This is a genomic window from Streptomyces sp. Ac-502 (assembly GCF_045222935.1).
In the GTDB taxonomy this organism is placed as follows: Bacteria; Actinomycetota; Actinomycetes; order Streptomycetales; family Streptomycetaceae; genus Streptomyces; species Streptomyces monomycini.
The window spans coordinates 8,905,383-8,921,759 of the sequence record NZ_JBHFFO010000001.1; the positions used below are offsets into that span (position 1 = coordinate 8,905,383).

A 16,377-nucleotide genomic window follows, 5' to 3' on the forward strand; every position below is an offset into this window, starting at 1 on the left:
GGCGCAGGCCCTGCTGGACCAGGCGTCCAGCGTCATCCGCGGCTACCTGCGTCAGGACATCACCCGCGCGACGACCACCGGCACCTTCACGATGCGCCGCCCGGACCCGCTGCGGCACCGCTGCGCCGGCGTGGTGACCCTTCCGCAGCGGCCCGTCGAGGAAGTCGCCACGGTCGTTGTCAACGGCACTGCCACCTCAAACTGGTGGCTGGACGGTAGCGACCTGCTGGTGCGGGCGTGGACCTGGGATCATCCGCCGGCGGCCCACCAGCCGCCGCGGGTGACGGTGACGTACACCCACGGCTGGGACCCGGTGCCCGGCGACGTCACGGCGATCGCGATGCAGGCCGCCAACCGGGTCATGGTCAACCCCTCGCAGTTGCGCTCGGAGACCGTGGGCGGCGAAGCGGTCACCTACCTGATCCCCACCACCGGCGAGGCGCTGGGCGTGCTGCTGTCGCGCACCGAGATGCGAGTCCTGGACCGCTACCGGCGCACCGCCGGGACTGTGCGGGTCAGGCCCGCCTGATGCTGTTCACCCAGAGCGTGACCGTCGTGCGGCCCGCCGCCGACACCGACGAGTACGGCAACCACAAACCCGACTGGGCCGACGCCGCCCGCACCACCGTGACCGGCGTCAACGTCCAGCCTCAGGGCGGCAGCAGCGAGGACACCGACGACCGGCAGGTCACCGTGACCGGCTGGCGCCTGTACACGCCCCGCGGCATGGACCTGGACCTGCGCGAGAGCGACCGCGTCGAAACCGGCGGGATGACGCTGCAGGTGACGGGCAAGGTGGCGCGCTGGCCGGCGCCGGGCGGCGGAGTCCACCACATCGAGGCCGACCTGAAAGAGGTGGACTGATGGCCGCACGCGGATCGCGCTTCGAGCCCAACCCCGACATGTACCGCCAGTTCGCCCGCAGCGACGAGATGTACGACGTCCTGTTCGACGCCGCACAGCGCGGCGCGAACGCCGCACGCGTGCGCGCGCCGACCTACTCCGGCCCCACCTGGGCGCCCGGCGTCTCCCGGCACGGCGAGTACCGGGCCAGCATCTACTCGGCGGCCAGCTTGCGTCCCAACGGCTGGCGGGCGGAGTTCGGCGCGCGAGCCCCCTGGTCACTGCAGGTGGAATTCGGCTCCGGCGTCACCCGCAGCGGCCGGCCCCGGCGCCGGGGCGCCCGGCCGCAGCACGGACACTCCCCGAAATGGCGCACCCTCGGCCGCGCCCTGGAATCGCTGAGGAGCAGATGATGCCCCGCATCACCCTCGCCCACTGGCACGGCGACGCTGCCCCCGGTGACACCATCGACGTCACCGACGAGGAACTGGCCGGCCTGGCCCGCGACGGCCGTATCGCCGCCGTCCACGATGCCCCGCCCCCTGTCCGCGCGGATGCGGGCCCGCAGGCGCCTGCGGAACGCCCGCGCAAGGACCGATGAGCATCCCGGCCGCCTTCCCCGACGCCGAGCTGGTCGTCACCACGCTGCTGCGCACCGGCCTGCCGGTCAGCTCGGTGGGCACCGAGTGGCCCGACGATCTGGCCGCGCGCCTGCCGGTGGTGGCGGTCACCCGCGGCGGAGGCGCCATCGTGCAGCGCGGCGTGACCGAGGACGTCTCCTTCGACATCGACATCCTGGCTGCGGCCAAGAAGCAGGCCCAGGACCTGGCGCAGCAGGTCCGCGCCCTGCTCTACGGGGCCGAGGGCAGCGTTCAGCCCGGCGCCCGCATCTACGGCGTGCGCGACATCAGCCTCATCTGGCTGCCCTACCAGCCCGGCGAGGACACCGACCCGATCCCGCGGTACGTGCTGGTCATGCAGGCCCGTATCCGCCCCGCCTGACACCCAACCCGCACCCCTTTGCCCCTACACCCGCCGGCGAGCGCCGCGCGGGTCCTCGCCATGCCTGGAGGCGCACGTGGCGCTCAACGCCGACAACGTCAGGGTCGGGCTCACCGGCACCATCTACCTGGCCCCCAAGGGCACCACCGCCCCCACCGACCTGGACACCGCATGGGGTCCCGGGTGGGCCGACCTGGGCTACATGTCCGACGACGGCGTCGAGATGGAGTACTCCACCGACACCGAGGACATCACGGCCTGGCAGTCGCTGAGCCCCGTCCGGAAGGTGCTGACCAGCGTCGACATGACGCTCGGCTTCACCGCGATCGAGCTGAAGACCCGCACCGTCACCCTCTACTTCCCGGGCAGCACGATGACGGACGTCTCCGGCACCGTCCACAAGCTCGACATTCCCGCCGCCCCCAGCCCCGCCGAGTGGGCGTTCGGCCTGGAATGGGCCGACGGCGCCATCAAGAACCGCCTGGTCGTCCCGCGCGGCGAGGTCACCGACCGCGACGCCATCACCGTGGCCCGCTCCGAGGCCGTGGGCCTGAACATGACCGTCTCCGCCTACGCCACCAGCGCCCCGGAGCTGGCCACCTGGCTGTCCAACGACCCGTCCTGGTCCGCCGCCTGATACCCCCGGCGGGCGCGCCATGCGGGTCGCGCCTGCCGGGCCAAAAACCCGCTACCACCCGCAAGGAGAACCCATGGCAACCAGCAAGCCGGCCGGGCGTGAAGTCGTCTCCCTCGACGCCCGGGCCAAGCAGCGCCGCGAGGCCCTCGGCGAGCCCACCACCTTCGAACTCATGGGCGTCGAGTTCACCCTGCCGCCGTTCCAGACGCTGCCGATGGACCTGCAAGAACGCGTGGCCAACAGGGAAGACGCCCTCGGCATCCTGCGCATCGCTGCAGGCCCCGACACCGTCAAGGACATGGTCGCCGCCGGGTACACCATCGACGACCTGGAACTGATCTCCGAGGAGTGGATGGCGCGCTCCGGCGTCGACCCGGGGAATTCGCGGCCTCCTCCGGCTCCTGAGCGAGCACGGGGAGGCCATCGAAGCCGACCTGCTGCGCTACTACCAGCTCGACGTACTGGACCTGTGGCGCGGCGCGCTGACCTGGCGGCGCCTGCGCGTTCTCGTAGAGCACCTGCCGCCGGACGCCGCGACCGTGCGGGTCCTTACCGGCCGGAGCCCCGAAGAGGAGTTCTGGACCCCGGACCGGCAGCTGCTGGCCACCATCGCCGACCGGGTCGCCGAGGGCACCTACGCGCAGGTGCGCCTGCACGGCGACCCCAAGCGCACCCGCCGGCTGAAGCCACCGGACCCCATCCCGCGCCCCGGCGTGGCCGCCCGCAAGCCCCGCAACACCATCCGCTTCGGAGGCCGCCACGGCTCCGGGGCTCAGCAGCTCGCCGGCGTCTTCGGAGGCGCACCGACCTGATCAGGGAGGTGCGCCATGGCCACCGGCGGCGTTCTCGTCGGGCGCGGATACGTCGCCATCCGCCCCGAGTTCCAGGGCAACTGGAACCGCACCCTGCGCGAGCAGGGCACCGCCGCAGGCCAGGCATTCGCCGCCCAGTTCGGCAAGGTGCTGGCCACAGCGGCCGTCCCGATCGCCGCCATGGGCGCCACCGTCGGGGCCGCCCTGGCCTCCTCGGTGGCCGCCGCCGGCGCCGGAGCGGGCGCCTTCGCCGCCGCCGTCAAGCCGCAGCTTGCGAAGGTCACCGAAGCCTCCGAGCTGTACACCAAGGCCCAGGAGGCGCAGGCCGAGGGCGGCAAGAAGGCGGCCGAAGCCCAGAAGGCGTACACGCAGGCCCTGGCGGCGATGCCGCCGGCGACCCGCAAGACGGCGACGGCCTTCATCGGGCTGAAGAAGGACTTCACCGCCTGGTCCGACTCCCTGTCCGGCACGACGATGCCGCTGTTCACCCGCGGCATCAACCTGCTACGCGCGGCCCTGCCCAAGCTCACCCCCTTCGTCAAGAGCACCGCTGCCGCCTTCACCGGCTTTCTCGACACTCTCGGCAAGGGGCAGGCCGGCCGCGTTTTCGCCGAGTTCGGCGCCACCATGCGCCGCCTGTCCGGCTCGTCGCTGACCTCGTTCCTGAACGTCTTCCGCAACATCGCGGTCGGCTTCGCCGGCGTCCTCAACGCCTTCGCGCCCATGTCGCGCGGGGTGACCGGCGGTCTGGAAAGCCTCACCGCCCGCTTCGCCGCCTTCGGCGCCACACTGCGCACCTCCAGCGGCTTCCAGCAGTTCATCGCCTATGTGCGCGCCACCGCGCCGCAGGTGCTGGGGCTGTTCGCGAGCCTGGCCAGAACCGCGGTGACGCTGGTTCAGGCGATCGCGCCGCTGGGCGGCGTGACGCTCCAGGTGGTCACCGTCTTCGCGCGGCTGACGGCCGCCATCCCCACGCCGGTCATGCGGGTGCTCGTCAACGTGCTGGCCGCCACCGTGGTCGCCGCCAAGCTCTACGCCGTCTACGTCACGGCCGCGGCGGCCGTGACCCGCGGCTGGGCGGTGGCCCAGGGCATCCTCAACCGCGTCATGGCGCTGAACCCCGTCCTGCGGGTGGTGCTCATCGTCATCGCCCTGGGGACCGCGCTGGTCCTCGCCTACCGGCACAGCGAGACCTTCCGCAACGTCGTCCAGGCCGCCTGGCAGGGCATCCAGACGGCGGCCTCCTGGGCCTGGAACAACGTCCTGAGGCCCGTCTTCACCGGCATCGCCGCGGCGGCCCGTGTGGTCGGGCAGGTGGCGATGTGGCTGTGGAACAACGCGATCGGCCCGGCGTTCCGCTTCATCGGTGCCGCCGCGCGCATCCTGCTCGGCATCGTTGCCGTCGCCGTCTTCGGGCCGCTGGTCGTCGCCTTCAACGTCGTCTCCGCGGTGGCACGCGCCCTGTGGACCGTCGCCATCAAGCCGGTGTTCAACGCGATCGCGTCGATCGCCCGGTGGCTGTACAGCACGGTGATCAAGCCGACGTTCGCCGCGTGGGCGGCGGCATTCCGGGCAGCAGGCGCGGTGGCCCGCTGGCTGTACGAGAACATCGCCAAGCCGGTGTTCAACGGGATCAAGACGGTTGTCGCTGCGTGGTGGGCCGCGACCCGCGTCATCTTCGGCCTGGTCCGCGCCTACATCGCCGGCCCCCTCGGAGCTGTCTTCCGGTGGCTGTACGACAACGTCGTCCGGCCGGTGTTCAACGGGATCAAGACGGTCGTCGGCTTCGTGTGGCAGAACGGCATCCGACCGGTGTTCAACGCGGTCAAGACGGCCGTGCAGGCCGTGGCGAAGGCGTTCTCCGCTTCAAAGGACGCCATCGGCCGGGCCTGGGACAAGCTGCGGGACATCACCCGCAAACCGGTCCAGTTCATCATCGACACCGTTTACAACAACGGCATCCGCAAGGTGTGGAACACCGTCGTCGGAGCGTTCGGCGGCAAAGAGCTGGGCGTCGTCAAGTTCGCCACCGGCGGCGTGATGCCCGGCTACACCCCGGGCCGCGACGTGCACCTGGCCGCCCTCTCTGGCGGCGAGGCCATCATGCGCCCGGAGTGGACCCGTGCGGTCGGCCCCGGCTACGTCAACACCATGAACGCCGCCGCCCGCGGTGGGGGCGTCTCCGGCGTCCAGCGCGCCCTCGGCCTGCCCGGCTTCGCCGACGGCGGCATCTTCTCCGGCATCGGGTCGTTCGTTTCCGGCGCCTGGGACAAGCTCAAGAAGGGCGCCAAGTGGCTGGCCGACACCTTCGGCGGCGCCATCAAGAACGGCGTCCGGTCCCTGGTCAACCCAGTCATCGATCTGATCCCCGGCAGCGGAGGCTTTCCCGGCCTCCTCAAGGGCGGGATGCGGCGCTTGGTCGAGAAGCTGCTCGGGGCCGGCGAGAAGGGTGACAAGCTCGCCGTACCGAACATCAAGTACAACCCCTCCGCGGGCGTCGAGCAGTGGCGGGGCGTCGCAAGCGCCGTCCTGCGCGAGCTGGGAGTGTTCTCCCCGTACAACCTGACGGCGATCTTGCAGACGATCCGCAAGGAGTCCGGCGGCAACCCGCGCGCGATCAATCTGTGGGACTCCAACGCCAAGGCGGGCACGCCGTCGATGGGGCTCATCCAGACGATCCTGCCCACCTTCAACGCCTATGCGGGCAAGTACCGCGGGCGCGGCCCGTATGACCCCTACGCCAACATCTACGCCGGCATCAGCTACGCGAGGTCGCGGTACGGCTCCGGGTGGGCTGCACGCATGGCCCGGCCCGGCGGCTACGACTCCGGCGGCTGGCTCATGCCGGGGCTCAGTGCCACCTACAACGGCACCGGGCAGCCCGAGGCGGTCTTGACCGGCCGACAGTGGGACGCCATGTCGGCCGCCGCGGCGCGGTCCGAGGAGCCTGTCGTCGTCGAGGTGCACACGAAGGACGACGCGCTCGCCGACTTCATCGACGTGCGCGTGCGTCGCGGACAGCAGCAGCTCACCAGCGTGCTCCGCGCAGGAAGGAGGTGACCGTGGCGATCCCCGGCAACATGCTGTCCAGCACGACGGAGAGCGTCGACCCGAACACCTCCGGCTGGATCAGCAAGCTGAACTGCACGCTGTCGCTGGGCTCGGGCGGGCGGAACGGCGACGGCGTCCTGACGGTGAAGTCGGTGGCCGCGGGCGAGATGCAGGCCCGCACCGTCTCCTCGTACCCGGTCGTGCCGGGCACGGTGTACCACACCTTCGCGGATTCGTCGGGCAGCGTGCCGGAGCGCATCGGTATCCGCTGGCTGACCGCGGCCAACGCGGAGATCAGCATCACGTGGTCGCTGACCACGTCGGCTGCCTCGGCTTCGTGGCACCGGGTGAGCGTGGCCGGGGCCGCGCCGGTGAACGCCGCGCGGGCACAGGTACTGCTGTCCTCGACGCCCGCCGCGGGGAACGTGACCCATTTCTGGGAGAACGGCTACCTGGGATTGCCGCAACGCACGGTCGGCAACCTCCTCGGCTTCAACGCGGAGACCACCGAGGTCGACAGCTCCGGCTGGACCGCCGAGACCAACGCCACGATCGCCCGGCAAGCGCCGCCGGTGACCTGGTCGGCGACCGCGTACACGGTGGGCGGGCACGTCATCGCGGTCACCGCCACGGCCGCGGGCAACGCGTCGGCCATCAGCGCCGAGCGGCCGGTCGTCACGCCGGGCACCGAGTATCTGGCCTACGCCTACCTCAACCCGCCGGCCGCAGTCGCGGACACGTGGATCGAGCTGCGGTTCTACGACGCCAGCAACACCCTGGTCAGCGTCTCGCGCGGCTCGCTCGCCGCGCCGGGCACCGGCTGGTACCGGCAGCGGGTCTCGGCCGTCGCGCCACCGACCGCGGCGACGTGCGCCGTGGCCGCGGGCATCGTGGGCGCGTCGGCCGGGCAGGTGCTGCGCCTGGAGCAGACCTCGGTCATCGTCGCACCGACGGCCCGCGCGGGCACGGTCATCCCATACCGCAGCATGTCGTTCGAACAGGACGCGGGCGGATGGGCCGTCACGTCCGGCGCGGCCACCATCGCACGCAGCACACCGTGGGGCGCCTACGGTGCCGACGGCTCCTACGCGCTCACCGTCACCAGCGCGACCGCCACCGCCTCCACCCTGCGCTCCCCGCTCTTCCCGCTCACCCCGGGGGTCGGCCTGAACTGGCGATCTGAGCTGTACAGCCAGGTCACAGCGGGCGGCTGGACGGCGGTGCGCGGCATCCGCTGGTACGACGCAGGAGGTACGAGCCTCGGCTTGTCCAGCGCCGCGTCGAGCGCGGTGCCGGCCTCGGGCTGGTGGATCCTGACCAACGACTGGGTCGCGCCCGCCAACGCTACGCAGGCGGCGATCGAGTGGACGCTCACCGCCACCAGCGTCAGTAGCGTGCTCCGGCTGGACGTGGCCTCGCTGTGGCCGGCGCTGCCACTCCAGCACGTGGACGTCGACGACACCGCGGCGGCCATCACGCTCACCCTGCGCGAGCTGCCGATCAGCTACCTCATCACGGTCTACCGGACCGGGCAGGACGGCAGCCAGACGCTCGTGCGCGGCCCGGCCGGGCTCCTCGACAAGTCCGTCAACACCTCGGATCTGATGGTGATCGAGGACTATGAGGCGCCGCTCGGGGTGCCGGTCGCCTACCGCGTCGAGATCGTCCCGGCGGCCGGGGGCAGCATCCAGATCCGCACCACATCGGCCGTCACCATCGACCCCGGCGACCCGCAGGAAGCCTGGCTCAAGGACCCCGGGCAGCCGCAGAGGAACACCCGCGTGCTGGTGGAGCGGGCGCCGGACTGGTCCCGGCCGATCGAGCAAGCCACCTATCGAGTCAAGGGGCGCCGCAACGCCGTCGTACTGAGTGGCCTGCGCGGCGGGTTGGAGGGCGACCTCTCCATCTGGACGCGCACCGACGACGAGCGCGCCCGGCTGCACTGGCTGCTGGACTCCGGCAACGTCTTGCTCTGGCAGGCCGCCCCCGGCATGGGCGTGACGGACATGTACGTCACCGTCGGCGAGGTCACCGAGGGCCGCATCGGCGGGCCCGCGCAGGAGCCGTGGCGCACCTGGAAACTCCCTCTGACCGAAGCCGACATGCCCGTCTCGGTCGGTGTGGGCGGCACGGCCGGCCGCACCTGGCAGGACCTCTTGAGCGAGTTCGCCACCTGGGCTGACGTCCTTAACGCCTACACGACAGGTGAAGATCTCCTGTTCGACCGCCGGGGGTGATCGGTGTATCCGGTCACCCCGCGGTTCCTGGCGGCCCTCACCGAGTCCCACACCCCCGTCACCGAGGTCACGCTGTTCCGGGCGGATGGCCGCGTCGAGCCGCTGGAGGTCACCGGCGGGTCGGTGACGGTGGACCGCGGGCAGGCGATCCGCCGCACCTGCACGGTCACCATCGCCGGCACCTCGCTGATCCCGCGTACCCCGAGCGACAAGCTCAGCGTGTACGGCGCCAAGCTGCGCATCTCCCGCGGCGTCCAGTACGGCGACGGCTCGCGCGAGCTGGTGCCCCTCGGGGTGTTCCGCCTGGACTCCGTCGTGGGCGACGTCGACGAGGGCCCGGTCACGCTGGCCGGCAAGGGCCTCGAAGCGATCGTGACCGACGACCGCCTCACCGCGCCGTACCGCGCCTCCGGCACCGCGGTCGGCGCCGTCACCGCGCTCATCCAGCGCTCCATCCCGGACGCCACGGTCGTGAACAGAGCGACCGACGCCGCCATCGGGCCGCGGACCTGGGACGTCGAGGGCGACCCGTGGGCCGCGGCGCAGGAGTGCGCGGCAGCGATCGGCGCCGAGGTGTACGCGGACCCGGACGGCGTCTTCGTCGTCGCCGAGCTGCCCGATCTGCTCACCACCACCCCGGCGTGGACGGTCGCGGCTGGGGAAGGCGGCGCCTACATCAAGGCCGACCGCGGCATGACCAGCGACAAAGTGTTCAACGGAGTGCTCGCGCGTGGCGAGAACACCGAGAGCAACACGGCCCCGGTGGCGGCGCTCGTCGTCGACGACGACTCCACCAGCCCGACGTACTGGTCCGGGCCGTTCGGTCACCGGCCGACCTTCTACACCAGCTCGACGCTGACCAGCACGGTCGCAGCGGAGGGCGCCGCCCGACTCAAGCTGCGGGCCGCGAAGTCGCCGAACGCGACCGGCGACCTGAGCAGCCTGCCGAACCCCGCATTGGAGCCCGGCGACGTGATCCGTGTCGTCTACCCGGACGGCACCCGCGAGCTGCACCAGATCCAGAGCCTCAGCGTCCCGCTCGACGTCGGCGGCGACTTCCCGATCACCACGATCGCCGCGAAGGAGGACGCCTGATGGCCAGCTCGGACATCGCGGTCCACGCCGACCTCGCCGACGCCCTCCAGCAGCAGGCCATCCAGGCGGGCGCCACCAGCCCGGCCGTGCGCGGCGCGGACTGGCGCCTCGCCGTCGTCGCTACCGTCGGCTCGGACGGCACCATCACCACGACGGACGGCATCATCGCCCGCCGCATGGCTACCTACCTCTCCCCGGCCGCAGGGGACACGATCGTCGTCAGCGTCTCCAGCTCGGGCAACTGGCTCGCCCACGGCTGCACTGCTCCCGCGACAGCCGCTGGCACATGGCAGCCGATCACCCTCTCGGGCGGCTGGACGACCTACGGCACGCCGTACTGGGCGCCGTCCTACCGCATCAACGGCGACGGAACCGTGTCCTTGAGCGGGCTCGCGAAGGCCCCCGTCAGCGCAGGGCAGCCGCAGACCCTGTGCACCCTGCCCGCGGCCATCGTGCCCGCATCGAAGAGCCGCTTCCCGACCGAAGTCGCGTCCGCCATCCACGGCGTCCTCGACGTCAACGCAACCGGCACGCTGCAAATCCAGGACTACGCGGGCAACGCCACGTGGGCCGCCCTGGACGGCGTGCAGTACCGACTTACCTAGGAGCCCTCATGCCACACCCCACCGACGGCTATGCCCCGGAGACGCTCACCCACTGGGTCCGCGTCATCGACCTGCAGACCGACAACCCGCTCTTCTCCTACACCTCCCAGCTCTGGCTCGACGGCCGCGGCCAGGGCCTCACCACCGAGCTGCTCGACCGGATCACACAGACCGTCGCCGACTACGCCGCCGAGCAGCTCACCGACGTCGGAGGCACGCACGAGACGCGCGCCACCCTCTCCTACACCGGCGGCCACAGCGTGACTCTCCTCCCCGCCCCGGGGGCCTGATGCCCACCACCGACGCCTGCGGGCAGGGCGTGCAGATCGCGGCGCTCACGGACGCCCCGAACATGGAGACGCTGGCCAACAACCTCGCTGTCGGCCTTGTGCCCCGCAGCGTGATGCGGTTCGCGTCCGCGTCCGCCCGCAACGCCACCCTGAGTAGTCCGACGGCGGGCATGACCGCGTTCCTGATCGCCGAGAAATTGCTGACGGTCTACGACGGCACCGCGTGGACGGTGGTCGCCGCGGGCACGTCGGCATGGTCCACCATCCCACTGGCCTCCGGGTTCTCGCACAACGGCAACTCGAACGGCACCGCGCAGTACAGGATCGTGAATCTCTTCGGGGAGCTGACGGTGATGCTGCAGGGCGGAATCGACATCAGCTACTCCGGAAGCCCGGCCGTGATCAGCAACGGCGGCATCATCACCAGCACGGCGCTGCCGTCCGCCGCCCGGCCCGGATCGCTGCGCACCGTGCCTGCGAGCTGCTCCGCCGTCACCAGCGACTCGCTATCGCTCAAGTTGGACGCGCAGCCTGACGGTCACCTCAGGATCGTAGGCACCACGGCCAGCACCGCCACCGAACGCATCACGCCGCCGTGGATCTCGCTGAGCGGGCTGCTCTACAGCCTCTGAGCAGCTCTTCCTTCCTAACGCCCCTGCGATGGGGCCTTTTTCATGCCCGGAAAGGGGCCACCTTGAAGCTCGTCACCCGCTCGCAGCTCGGCTGGCCCGCCTCCGCCGCGCCCGCGCAGGCGACCACGAAGGGCGTGAAGGTCCACTACGAGGGGACCGCGGTCAGCACCAAGCTGCTCACCGACCACGCCGCGTGCATCGCCGAGTGGAAGGCCATCCGGGCGAGCCACCTCGCGAACAAGGTCGAGAGCTACTCGGACGTCGCCTACAACTTCGCCGCCTGCCCGCACGGCTACCTTCTCGAAGGCCGCGGTATCGGCAAGCGCACCGGCGCCAACGGCAACCAGACCCTGAACCGCGCGCACTACGCCGTCCTCGGCCTGGTCGGCAGCAGCGGCCTGGTCACCCCCACCGACGCCATGCTCGGCGCGATCCGCGACGGCATCGACCTGCTGCGCAAGCACGGCGCCGGACCGGAAATCAGAGGCCACCGGGACGGATACGCCACCACCTGCCCCGGAGCGTCGCTGTACGCGTGGGTGCAGAAGGGCGCCCCGCGGCCCGGAACCACCACACCACCTACGGAGGATGACGTGACGCTCACTGTCGCTCAGGCCAAGCAGCTCGCCGAGCTGCACGACGTGCTCGTGCCCTACGCCGGCTGGCAGTACCGAGGCAAGGACGAGACCACTGACGCCTACGCCTACCTCCGCGGCACCAACGCCTCGGTGAAGGCCCTCACCATGCAGATCGCCGCACAGACCGCCGCGATCAGCAAGCTCGCACAGCTCGTCGGCTCCGGCGTCAACACCCAGCAGGTCGTCGACGCCGTCGAAAAGGCCATCGCCGAAGCCGTCGTCAAGGTCGACGTCGACGTCACCGGCGTGCAGAACCAGGAGTCCTGACCATGAAGATCTTCGGCAGAGAACCCGTCGTCATTCTCAACACCCTGTCCGCCCTCCTCGGTCTGATCGTCAGCCTCGGCATCACGTCGCTGACCGCGGAGCAGGCAGGCGCGATCGTCGGCGCGGTCACCGCTGTGCTCGGCGCCATCGCCGCAGCCCTGACCCGGCCGATCGCACCGCAGGCGTTCACCGTGGCCGTCGCGGCCGGCGTCACCCTCGTCGCGACGTTCGGCTACGAGGTGTCCCAGCCCACGGTCGGCGCCATCAACACGCTCGTGCTGGCCGTGCTGACGCTGCTGACCCGCTCCCAGGTGTCGCCCGCCTCGCCGTCGGCTCCGCTCCGGGGCGTGTGAGTGTGCGCGGTGGCCCGGCGGCTCCGCGAGCACCTGGGCCGCCGCGGCGTTTTCCTCCTTGTGCTCGGGCTGGGCAAGACGTGCTGGGGGATCGGCTTCATCGTCTCCCCGGTTGCCGACCCGGCCGGGCTCGACCTCCTCACGCAGGTCTGCAGCCCGCGCCACTGGGCATGGCTGTGGATCGCAGCCGGTCTCACCATGCTCGTCTGCGCCTGGCTGCGCGTCGGCCGGGACTGGGCTGGATTCGCGGTCGCCCTGGTGCCCCCCACCACTTGGGCCACCGCCTACACCGTCGCCGTCATCAGCGGCGAGTATCCCCGTGGCGGTTTCGTCGCCATCTGGTATCTGACCTCCCATGTCGGGGTCATCCTGTGGGCGGCTGCGGTCCCCGAGCACTCGGTCCCCCCAGAGCCGCGCGCCCGGAGAGGCAAGGGCGCATGACAAACATCTGGGCGGGGATCGTTGGGGCGTTGGGCGTGGCGCTCGCGGCGTGGTTCGCCGCGCGGGCCACGAAGGCCGCAGCTCAGGCCACCGCGGAAGCGTCCCGGGCAGCAGCTCAGGCGGCAGCGGAACCGGCACAGCGCGAACGGGACCTGGAGGCGTTCAAGGCCATAAGGGACGACATGCAGGAAGAGATCCGCGACCTGCGCAGCGAGACGACGCGCCTGCGCTCCGTGGTCAGGGCGTTCGCCGGGTACGTGGGGGAGCTGACCCTGCAGATGCGCGCCGGCGGCATCACCCCGCCCGAACCGCCGCCCCTCATCGACGAGTACAACCGCACCGGAGTGTGACCATGCCTGATCAGCCTGCGCCGCTGCCTGCCGAGCTACGCGTTGACGAGACCGCGGGGGACATCGGCTCGCTGGTGCGGCTCGGTGTCGTCGACCCGCCACCCGTACCGTCCCCGGAGCCGCCACCGCCGCCCCCCGAGACGCTCGACGCACCCGCATGACCGCGCCCCGCCCCTGCTCCGGCAGGCGGCGGGGCGCTTCGTCGTACTCGCTGCGGGCGGTCGCATACTGGGGGAATGGGCGAGCAGCCACAGTACGGCGACTATCCGACCACCGCGGCCTACGAGCTGGCTTGGTACACCTGGCGCGCCATCCGGCGTGACGGCCGGCTGACCCGCTATGAGATGGAAGCTCAGCTCGACGCAATACGGGAGCGCATAGCTGCCCAGGACTGGTGAAGGCAGCAGGACGGCCGATGAGGTGGGCTTCAAGTCCCACACCCCGAAGGGCGCTGCGAACGCTCACCGGCCGCGAGCACACCGTAGACCGGGGCGCCGGTCGCTGTCAGCCCCTCACGCCACACCGTTCACGCGCTGCTGAGGCTCGACCCGACCGGCGTTGTCAGTGCCCGCCCCTACCCTCGAATCAACACACCCGTTGTGTGCGCTCATGCTGGGAGCGCTGCTCGAACCGCCCCGCCCGGACAGCGCCGCGCGGGGCGGACGGCTGTCGGACTACTCGCCCTCGGGCTCCGGGTGCCGCACGCGCCGCTTCAGCTCCCGCTCGACCTCGAACCTGCTCGCGCCGGTCGCCTCGGCGTGCGCTGTGATGGCGGCCTGCACCTGCTCGGCGGTGTCCGCGGTGAGTGCCCCGGCCTGGATCTCGGCCCAGGCAGCGGCCTCCAGCTTGATCAATTCGCCTGTGAGTTCGATAGCCACTGGCTGATCCTACGCGGCCATGGCCAAATCCCGACGCACCGCCGCGGCCCACGCCTCCAGCAGCCGCTCGTACTCCGCCTGCTCCTCCGGCCACAGCGGACGGTCGGCGCGCGCCGACATGAACGCGCGGATCGCCTCGTTCGCCTCGGTGGCCGTCATGGTGCGGATACTACGGGCGAGCACTGACAATCTCACCTGAGTTGCGGCCCCGTAGGCTGGCCGCATGATCGAAGCGGTGGTGTTCGACGTCGGAGAAACCCTCGTCAGCGACGAGCGGTACTGGCGTGACTGGGCCGACTGGCTCGACGTTCCCCGGCACACCCTCTCCGCTCTCGTCGGGGCCGTCGTTGCCCAGGGCCGCGACAACGCCGACGCCGTCCGGCTCCTCAAGCCGGGCATCGACATCGCCGCCGAATACCGGGCACGCGAGGCAGCCGGCCGCGGCGAGCACCTCGACGACAGCGACCTGTACCCCGACGTCCGCCCCGCCCTCGAAGCTCTCCAGTACGCCGGGCTGCGCGTCCTGATCGCGGGCAACCAGACCGTCCGCGCCAGCGACCTGCTGCGCGGCCTGGACCTGCCGGCCGACGCCATCGCCACCTCCGGCGACTGGGGTGTCGCCAAACCGGACCCGGCCTTCTTCGCCCACGTCACCGAACTCGCCGGCACCACTCCCGAACGCATCGTCTACGTCGGTGACCACCCCGCCAACGACATCGCCCCCGCCCGCGCGGCCGGCCTGCGCACCGCCCACATCCGCCGCGGCGCCCTCGGCCATCTTTGGGCCGACACACCCGACGCCGCAACCGCCGACTGGCGCATCGACTCCCTGCACGACCTGCTGCCACTCATCCGCTGACCGGCGTCAACACCACGGCCCCGCCCGCGCATTGCGGACGGGGCCGTTCGCCTACCCGCACGTCGCCGCGCGGGTACGGTTCGGAGTGGACGCCCCGAACGGAGCCAGTATGCCCGCCACCGTGTACCGCGGGGTAGGCGCACGCGTCGCCTACCAGCGCCGCCTCGCCGCCCTCACCCAGGCCCAGCTCGCCACCGCCGCGGACATCGCCCTCGGCACCCTACGCAAGATCGAACGCGACGAGCGCGGCGCCTCCGACGCGGTCCTCGACGCCCTCGCCGACGCCCTCGGCATCGACACCGCCGACCTGCTGCCCGGCCAAGACCGGCCCGACGACCGCGTCCACCAGGCCATGCCCGCCCTGTCCACCGTCATCGCCACCTACGACACACCGGACGACGGGCCCGTCCGCCCCCTGCACCAGCTGCAGACCGCGGTGAAGGACGTGGTCGGCTGGCGCCTCGCCGCCCAGTACGTGCGCATCACCCGCCACGTACCCGCGCTGCTTCCCGAACTCTCCCGCGCCCTGCACACTGCGCCGCCGGGCGAGCGCGCCGCCATCGCCGCGCTGCTGGTCTCCGCCTACCGGGCAGCCGACGCCGTCGCCTACAAGTACGGCGCACGTGACCTGTCCGCCCGCCTCATCGACCTCATGCGCTGGGCCGCCCCGCAGGCCGAGAACCCTCTGCTCGACGCCACCGTCGCCTACGTCCGCACGGAGACCTTCTTCGCCGCCCGCGCCCACGACGCCGGGCTCCGCACACTGGAGCGTGCGATGGGCGACGCTCCCAGCAGCACCACCACCGCCGCGCTCGCCGCCCGCAGCGCCCTGCACATGCGGGCTGCCGTCATCGCCGGCCGCGCCGGACAGCACGCCGCCGCCGAAACCCACCTCGACGAGGCCCGAGCCCTCGGTGACCGCGTCCCCGAGGGCGTCTACGGCGGCACCGCAGTCGGCCCGGACAGCGTCCGCATCCACGAGGTCTCTCTCGCCGTCAGCCTCGGCGACGCCCACACCGGCCGCGCCCTGGACCTCGCCCGCGAATGGCAGCCACCCGCCGACCTGCCCGCCGAGCGGCGCTCCGGCTTCTACATCGAGCTGGCCCGGGCCCAACTGTGGGCCGGCCAGGCCGACCACGCCTTCGAATCGCTCAAGGTCGCCCGCCGCATCGCCCCGCAGCACACCCGCGAACACCGCTGGGTACGCGAGGACGCCGCCACCCTGCGCCGCCTGAAGCGGGCCGACGCCGAGACGCTCAACAACTTCGCCGCTTGGTGCCGCGCGGGCGAGTGACCCCGCTACCCCTCACAGGGGTACTTGTGCCCCTTGCGATGGATCACCATCTTCCTGACCGCACCCCAGGGAGACCAGGTGAAAGCAGCCAGC

23 protein-coding genes are annotated in these 16,377 nt (G+C 71.5%); 21 read left to right on the forward strand and 2 right to left on the reverse strand.

Annotated elements, in window-relative coordinates; genetic code table 11:
* The first annotated feature begins 91 nt into the window (after window positions 1–91).
* The 19 genes from ACEXOX_RS40515 to ACEXOX_RS40605 all read left to right on the forward strand — a co-directional run bounded on the left by ACEXOX_RS40515 (window position 92) and on the right by ACEXOX_RS40605 (window position 13,651).
* Complete coding sequence (locus tag ACEXOX_RS40515; protein WP_406519414.1) at window positions 92–529, forward strand: hypothetical protein; 438 nt, start codon at window positions 92–94, stop codon at window positions 527–529.
* Window positions 529–864, forward strand: coding sequence for a hypothetical protein (locus tag ACEXOX_RS40520; RefSeq protein WP_406525676.1), 336 nt, complete (start codon window positions 529–531; stop codon window positions 862–864). Before ACEXOX_RS40515 ends, ACEXOX_RS40520 begins: the two co-directional genes overlap by 1 nt.
* A complete protein-coding gene (locus ACEXOX_RS40525; protein ID WP_406519412.1) occupies window positions 864–1,256 on the forward strand; it encodes a hypothetical protein in 393 nt (130 codons plus the stop codon). The genes ACEXOX_RS40520 and ACEXOX_RS40525 overlap by 1 nt, the downstream gene beginning before the upstream one ends.
* Window positions 1,253–1,444 carry a hypothetical protein gene (locus ACEXOX_RS40530; protein ID WP_406519411.1) on the forward strand — a complete coding sequence of 64 codons (192 nt, stop codon included), beginning with the start codon at window positions 1,253–1,255 and terminating at the stop codon, window positions 1,442–1,444. The genes ACEXOX_RS40525 and ACEXOX_RS40530 overlap by 4 nt, the downstream gene beginning before the upstream one ends.
* Window positions 1,441–1,845, forward strand: coding sequence for a hypothetical protein (locus ACEXOX_RS40535; protein WP_406525677.1), 405 nt, complete (start codon window positions 1,441–1,443; stop codon window positions 1,843–1,845). The genes ACEXOX_RS40530 and ACEXOX_RS40535 overlap by 4 nt, the downstream gene beginning before the upstream one ends.
* 76 nt (window positions 1,846–1,921) lie before the next feature.
* On the forward strand, window positions 1,922–2,482 hold the full coding sequence (locus ACEXOX_RS40540) for a hypothetical protein (protein ID WP_406519409.1): 561 nt from the start codon (window positions 1,922–1,924) through the stop codon (window positions 2,480–2,482).
* Window positions 2,483–3,021: 539 nt separating this feature from the next.
* Complete coding sequence (locus ACEXOX_RS40545) at window positions 3,022–3,294, forward strand: hypothetical protein (protein ID WP_406525678.1); 273 nt, start codon at window positions 3,022–3,024, stop codon at window positions 3,292–3,294.
* Between the two features lie 15 nt (window positions 3,295–3,309).
* Window positions 3,310–6,354, forward strand: a complete 3,045-nt coding sequence (locus tag ACEXOX_RS40550) for a transglycosylase SLT domain-containing protein (RefSeq protein ID WP_406525679.1) — start codon at window positions 3,310–3,312, stop codon at window positions 6,352–6,354.
* A gap of 2 nt (window positions 6,355–6,356) precedes the next feature.
* Complete coding sequence (locus ACEXOX_RS40555; protein ID WP_406525680.1) at window positions 6,357–8,582, forward strand: hypothetical protein; 2,226 nt, start codon at window positions 6,357–6,359, stop codon at window positions 8,580–8,582.
* Window positions 8,583–8,585: 3 nt separating this feature from the next.
* Entirely contained in the window at window positions 8,586–9,677 is a 1,092-nt protein-coding gene (locus ACEXOX_RS40560; RefSeq protein WP_406525681.1) for a DUF5047 domain-containing protein, read from the forward strand.
* Window positions 9,677–10,282 carry a hypothetical protein gene (locus tag ACEXOX_RS40565; RefSeq protein ID WP_406525682.1) on the forward strand — a complete coding sequence of 202 codons (606 nt, stop codon included), beginning with the start codon at window positions 9,677–9,679 and terminating at the stop codon, window positions 10,280–10,282. The genes ACEXOX_RS40560 and ACEXOX_RS40565 overlap by 1 nt, the downstream gene beginning before the upstream one ends.
* Before the next feature lie 8 nt (window positions 10,283–10,290).
* Window positions 10,291–10,572, forward strand: coding sequence for a hypothetical protein (locus ACEXOX_RS40570; RefSeq protein ID WP_406525683.1), 282 nt, complete (start codon window positions 10,291–10,293; stop codon window positions 10,570–10,572).
* Window positions 10,572–11,204, forward strand: a complete 633-nt coding sequence (locus ACEXOX_RS40575) for a hypothetical protein (protein ID WP_406525684.1) — start codon at window positions 10,572–10,574, stop codon at window positions 11,202–11,204. Before ACEXOX_RS40570 ends, ACEXOX_RS40575 begins: the two co-directional genes overlap by 1 nt.
* Window positions 11,205–11,266: 62 nt before the next feature.
* The gene (locus ACEXOX_RS40580) at window positions 11,267–12,109 is read left to right on the forward strand and encodes a peptidoglycan recognition family protein (RefSeq protein ID WP_406525685.1); all 843 of its coding nucleotides are present in this window, start codon (window positions 11,267–11,269) and stop codon (window positions 12,107–12,109) included.
* Between the two features lie 2 nt (window positions 12,110–12,111).
* Window positions 12,112–12,462 carry a hypothetical protein gene (locus tag ACEXOX_RS40585; protein WP_406525686.1) on the forward strand — a complete coding sequence of 117 codons (351 nt, stop codon included), beginning with the start codon at window positions 12,112–12,114 and terminating at the stop codon, window positions 12,460–12,462.
* Window positions 12,463–12,471: 9 nt separating this feature from the next.
* Window positions 12,472–12,903: a hypothetical protein gene (locus ACEXOX_RS40590; protein ID WP_406525687.1), complete on the forward strand. Its 432-nt coding sequence runs from the start codon at window positions 12,472–12,474 to the stop codon at window positions 12,901–12,903.
* On the forward strand, window positions 12,900–13,253 hold the full coding sequence (locus ACEXOX_RS40595; RefSeq protein WP_406525688.1) for a hypothetical protein: 354 nt from the start codon (window positions 12,900–12,902) through the stop codon (window positions 13,251–13,253). Before ACEXOX_RS40590 ends, ACEXOX_RS40595 begins: the two co-directional genes overlap by 4 nt.
* Window positions 13,254–13,255: 2 nt before the next feature.
* Window positions 13,256–13,414 (forward strand): hypothetical protein, encoded by a 159-nt coding sequence (locus tag ACEXOX_RS40600; RefSeq protein WP_406525689.1) that lies wholly within the window; start codon window positions 13,256–13,258, stop codon window positions 13,412–13,414.
* 75 nt (window positions 13,415–13,489) lie between these two features.
* Entirely contained in the window at window positions 13,490–13,651 is a 162-nt protein-coding gene (locus ACEXOX_RS40605; RefSeq protein WP_406525690.1) for a hypothetical protein, read from the forward strand.
* A 276-nt stretch (window positions 13,652–13,927) separates the two neighbouring features.
* Here the strand turns inward: ACEXOX_RS40605 and ACEXOX_RS40610 are convergent, their stop codons facing one another.
* Together ACEXOX_RS40610 and ACEXOX_RS40615 are read right to left on the reverse strand one after the other, a co-directional pair.
* Window positions 13,928–14,131 carry a hypothetical protein gene (locus tag ACEXOX_RS40610; protein WP_406525691.1) on the reverse strand — a complete coding sequence of 68 codons (204 nt, stop codon included), beginning with the start codon at window positions 14,129–14,131 and terminating at the stop codon, window positions 13,928–13,930.
* Window positions 14,132–14,140: 9 nt separating this feature from the next.
* The gene (locus tag ACEXOX_RS40615) at window positions 14,141–14,314 is read right to left on the reverse strand and encodes a hypothetical protein (RefSeq protein ID WP_406525692.1); all 174 of its coding nucleotides are present in this window, start codon (window positions 14,312–14,314) and stop codon (window positions 14,141–14,143) included.
* A 40-nt stretch (window positions 14,315–14,354) separates the two neighbouring features.
* Between ACEXOX_RS40615 and ACEXOX_RS40620 the strand changes: the two genes are divergently transcribed.
* Window positions 14,355–14,990, forward strand: a complete 636-nt coding sequence (locus tag ACEXOX_RS40620) for an HAD family hydrolase (RefSeq protein ID WP_406525693.1) — start codon at window positions 14,355–14,357, stop codon at window positions 14,988–14,990.
* A 109-nt stretch (window positions 14,991–15,099) separates the two neighbouring features.
* On the forward strand, window positions 15,100–16,284 hold the full coding sequence (locus tag ACEXOX_RS40625; RefSeq protein ID WP_406525694.1) for a helix-turn-helix domain-containing protein: 1,185 nt from the start codon (window positions 15,100–15,102) through the stop codon (window positions 16,282–16,284).
* Window positions 16,285–16,377: the final 93 nt, after the last annotated feature.

Excerpts from the sequence above, each read along its gene's own strand:
- ACEXOX_RS40515 (WP_406519414.1), top strand. The coding sequence starts at position 92 with ATGCGCCGCCCGGACCCGCTGCGGCACCGCTGCGCCGGCGTGGTGACC.
- ACEXOX_RS40520 (WP_406525676.1), top strand. The coding sequence starts at position 529 with ATGCTGTTCACCCAGAGCGTGACCGTCGTGCGGCCCGCCGCCGACACC.
- ACEXOX_RS40525 (WP_406519412.1), top strand. The coding sequence starts at position 864 with ATGGCCGCACGCGGATCGCGCTTCGAGCCCAACCCCGACATGTACCGC.
- ACEXOX_RS40530 (WP_406519411.1), top strand. The coding sequence starts at position 1,253 with ATGATGCCCCGCATCACCCTCGCCCACTGGCACGGCGACGCTGCCCCC.
- ACEXOX_RS40535 (WP_406525677.1), top strand. The coding sequence starts at position 1,441 with ATGAGCATCCCGGCCGCCTTCCCCGACGCCGAGCTGGTCGTCACCACG.
- ACEXOX_RS40550 (WP_406525679.1), top strand. The coding sequence starts at position 3,310 with ATGGCCACCGGCGGCGTTCTCGTCGGGCGCGGATACGTCGCCATCCGC.
- ACEXOX_RS40565 (WP_406525682.1), top strand. The coding sequence starts at position 9,677 with ATGGCCAGCTCGGACATCGCGGTCCACGCCGACCTCGCCGACGCCCTC.
- ACEXOX_RS40570 (WP_406525683.1), top strand. The coding sequence starts at position 10,291 with ATGCCACACCCCACCGACGGCTATGCCCCGGAGACGCTCACCCACTGG.
- ACEXOX_RS40575 (WP_406525684.1), top strand. The coding sequence starts at position 10,572 with ATGCCCACCACCGACGCCTGCGGGCAGGGCGTGCAGATCGCGGCGCTC.
- ACEXOX_RS40585 (WP_406525686.1), top strand. The coding sequence starts at position 12,112 with ATGAAGATCTTCGGCAGAGAACCCGTCGTCATTCTCAACACCCTGTCC.
- ACEXOX_RS40595 (WP_406525688.1), top strand. The coding sequence starts at position 12,900 with ATGACAAACATCTGGGCGGGGATCGTTGGGGCGTTGGGCGTGGCGCTC.
- ACEXOX_RS40600 (WP_406525689.1), top strand. The coding sequence starts at position 13,256 with ATGCCTGATCAGCCTGCGCCGCTGCCTGCCGAGCTACGCGTTGACGAG.
- ACEXOX_RS40605 (WP_406525690.1), top strand. The coding sequence starts at position 13,490 with ATGGGCGAGCAGCCACAGTACGGCGACTATCCGACCACCGCGGCCTAC.
- ACEXOX_RS40620 (WP_406525693.1), top strand. The coding sequence starts at position 14,355 with ATGATCGAAGCGGTGGTGTTCGACGTCGGAGAAACCCTCGTCAGCGAC.
- ACEXOX_RS40625 (WP_406525694.1), top strand. The coding sequence starts at position 15,100 with ATGCCCGCCACCGTGTACCGCGGGGTAGGCGCACGCGTCGCCTACCAG.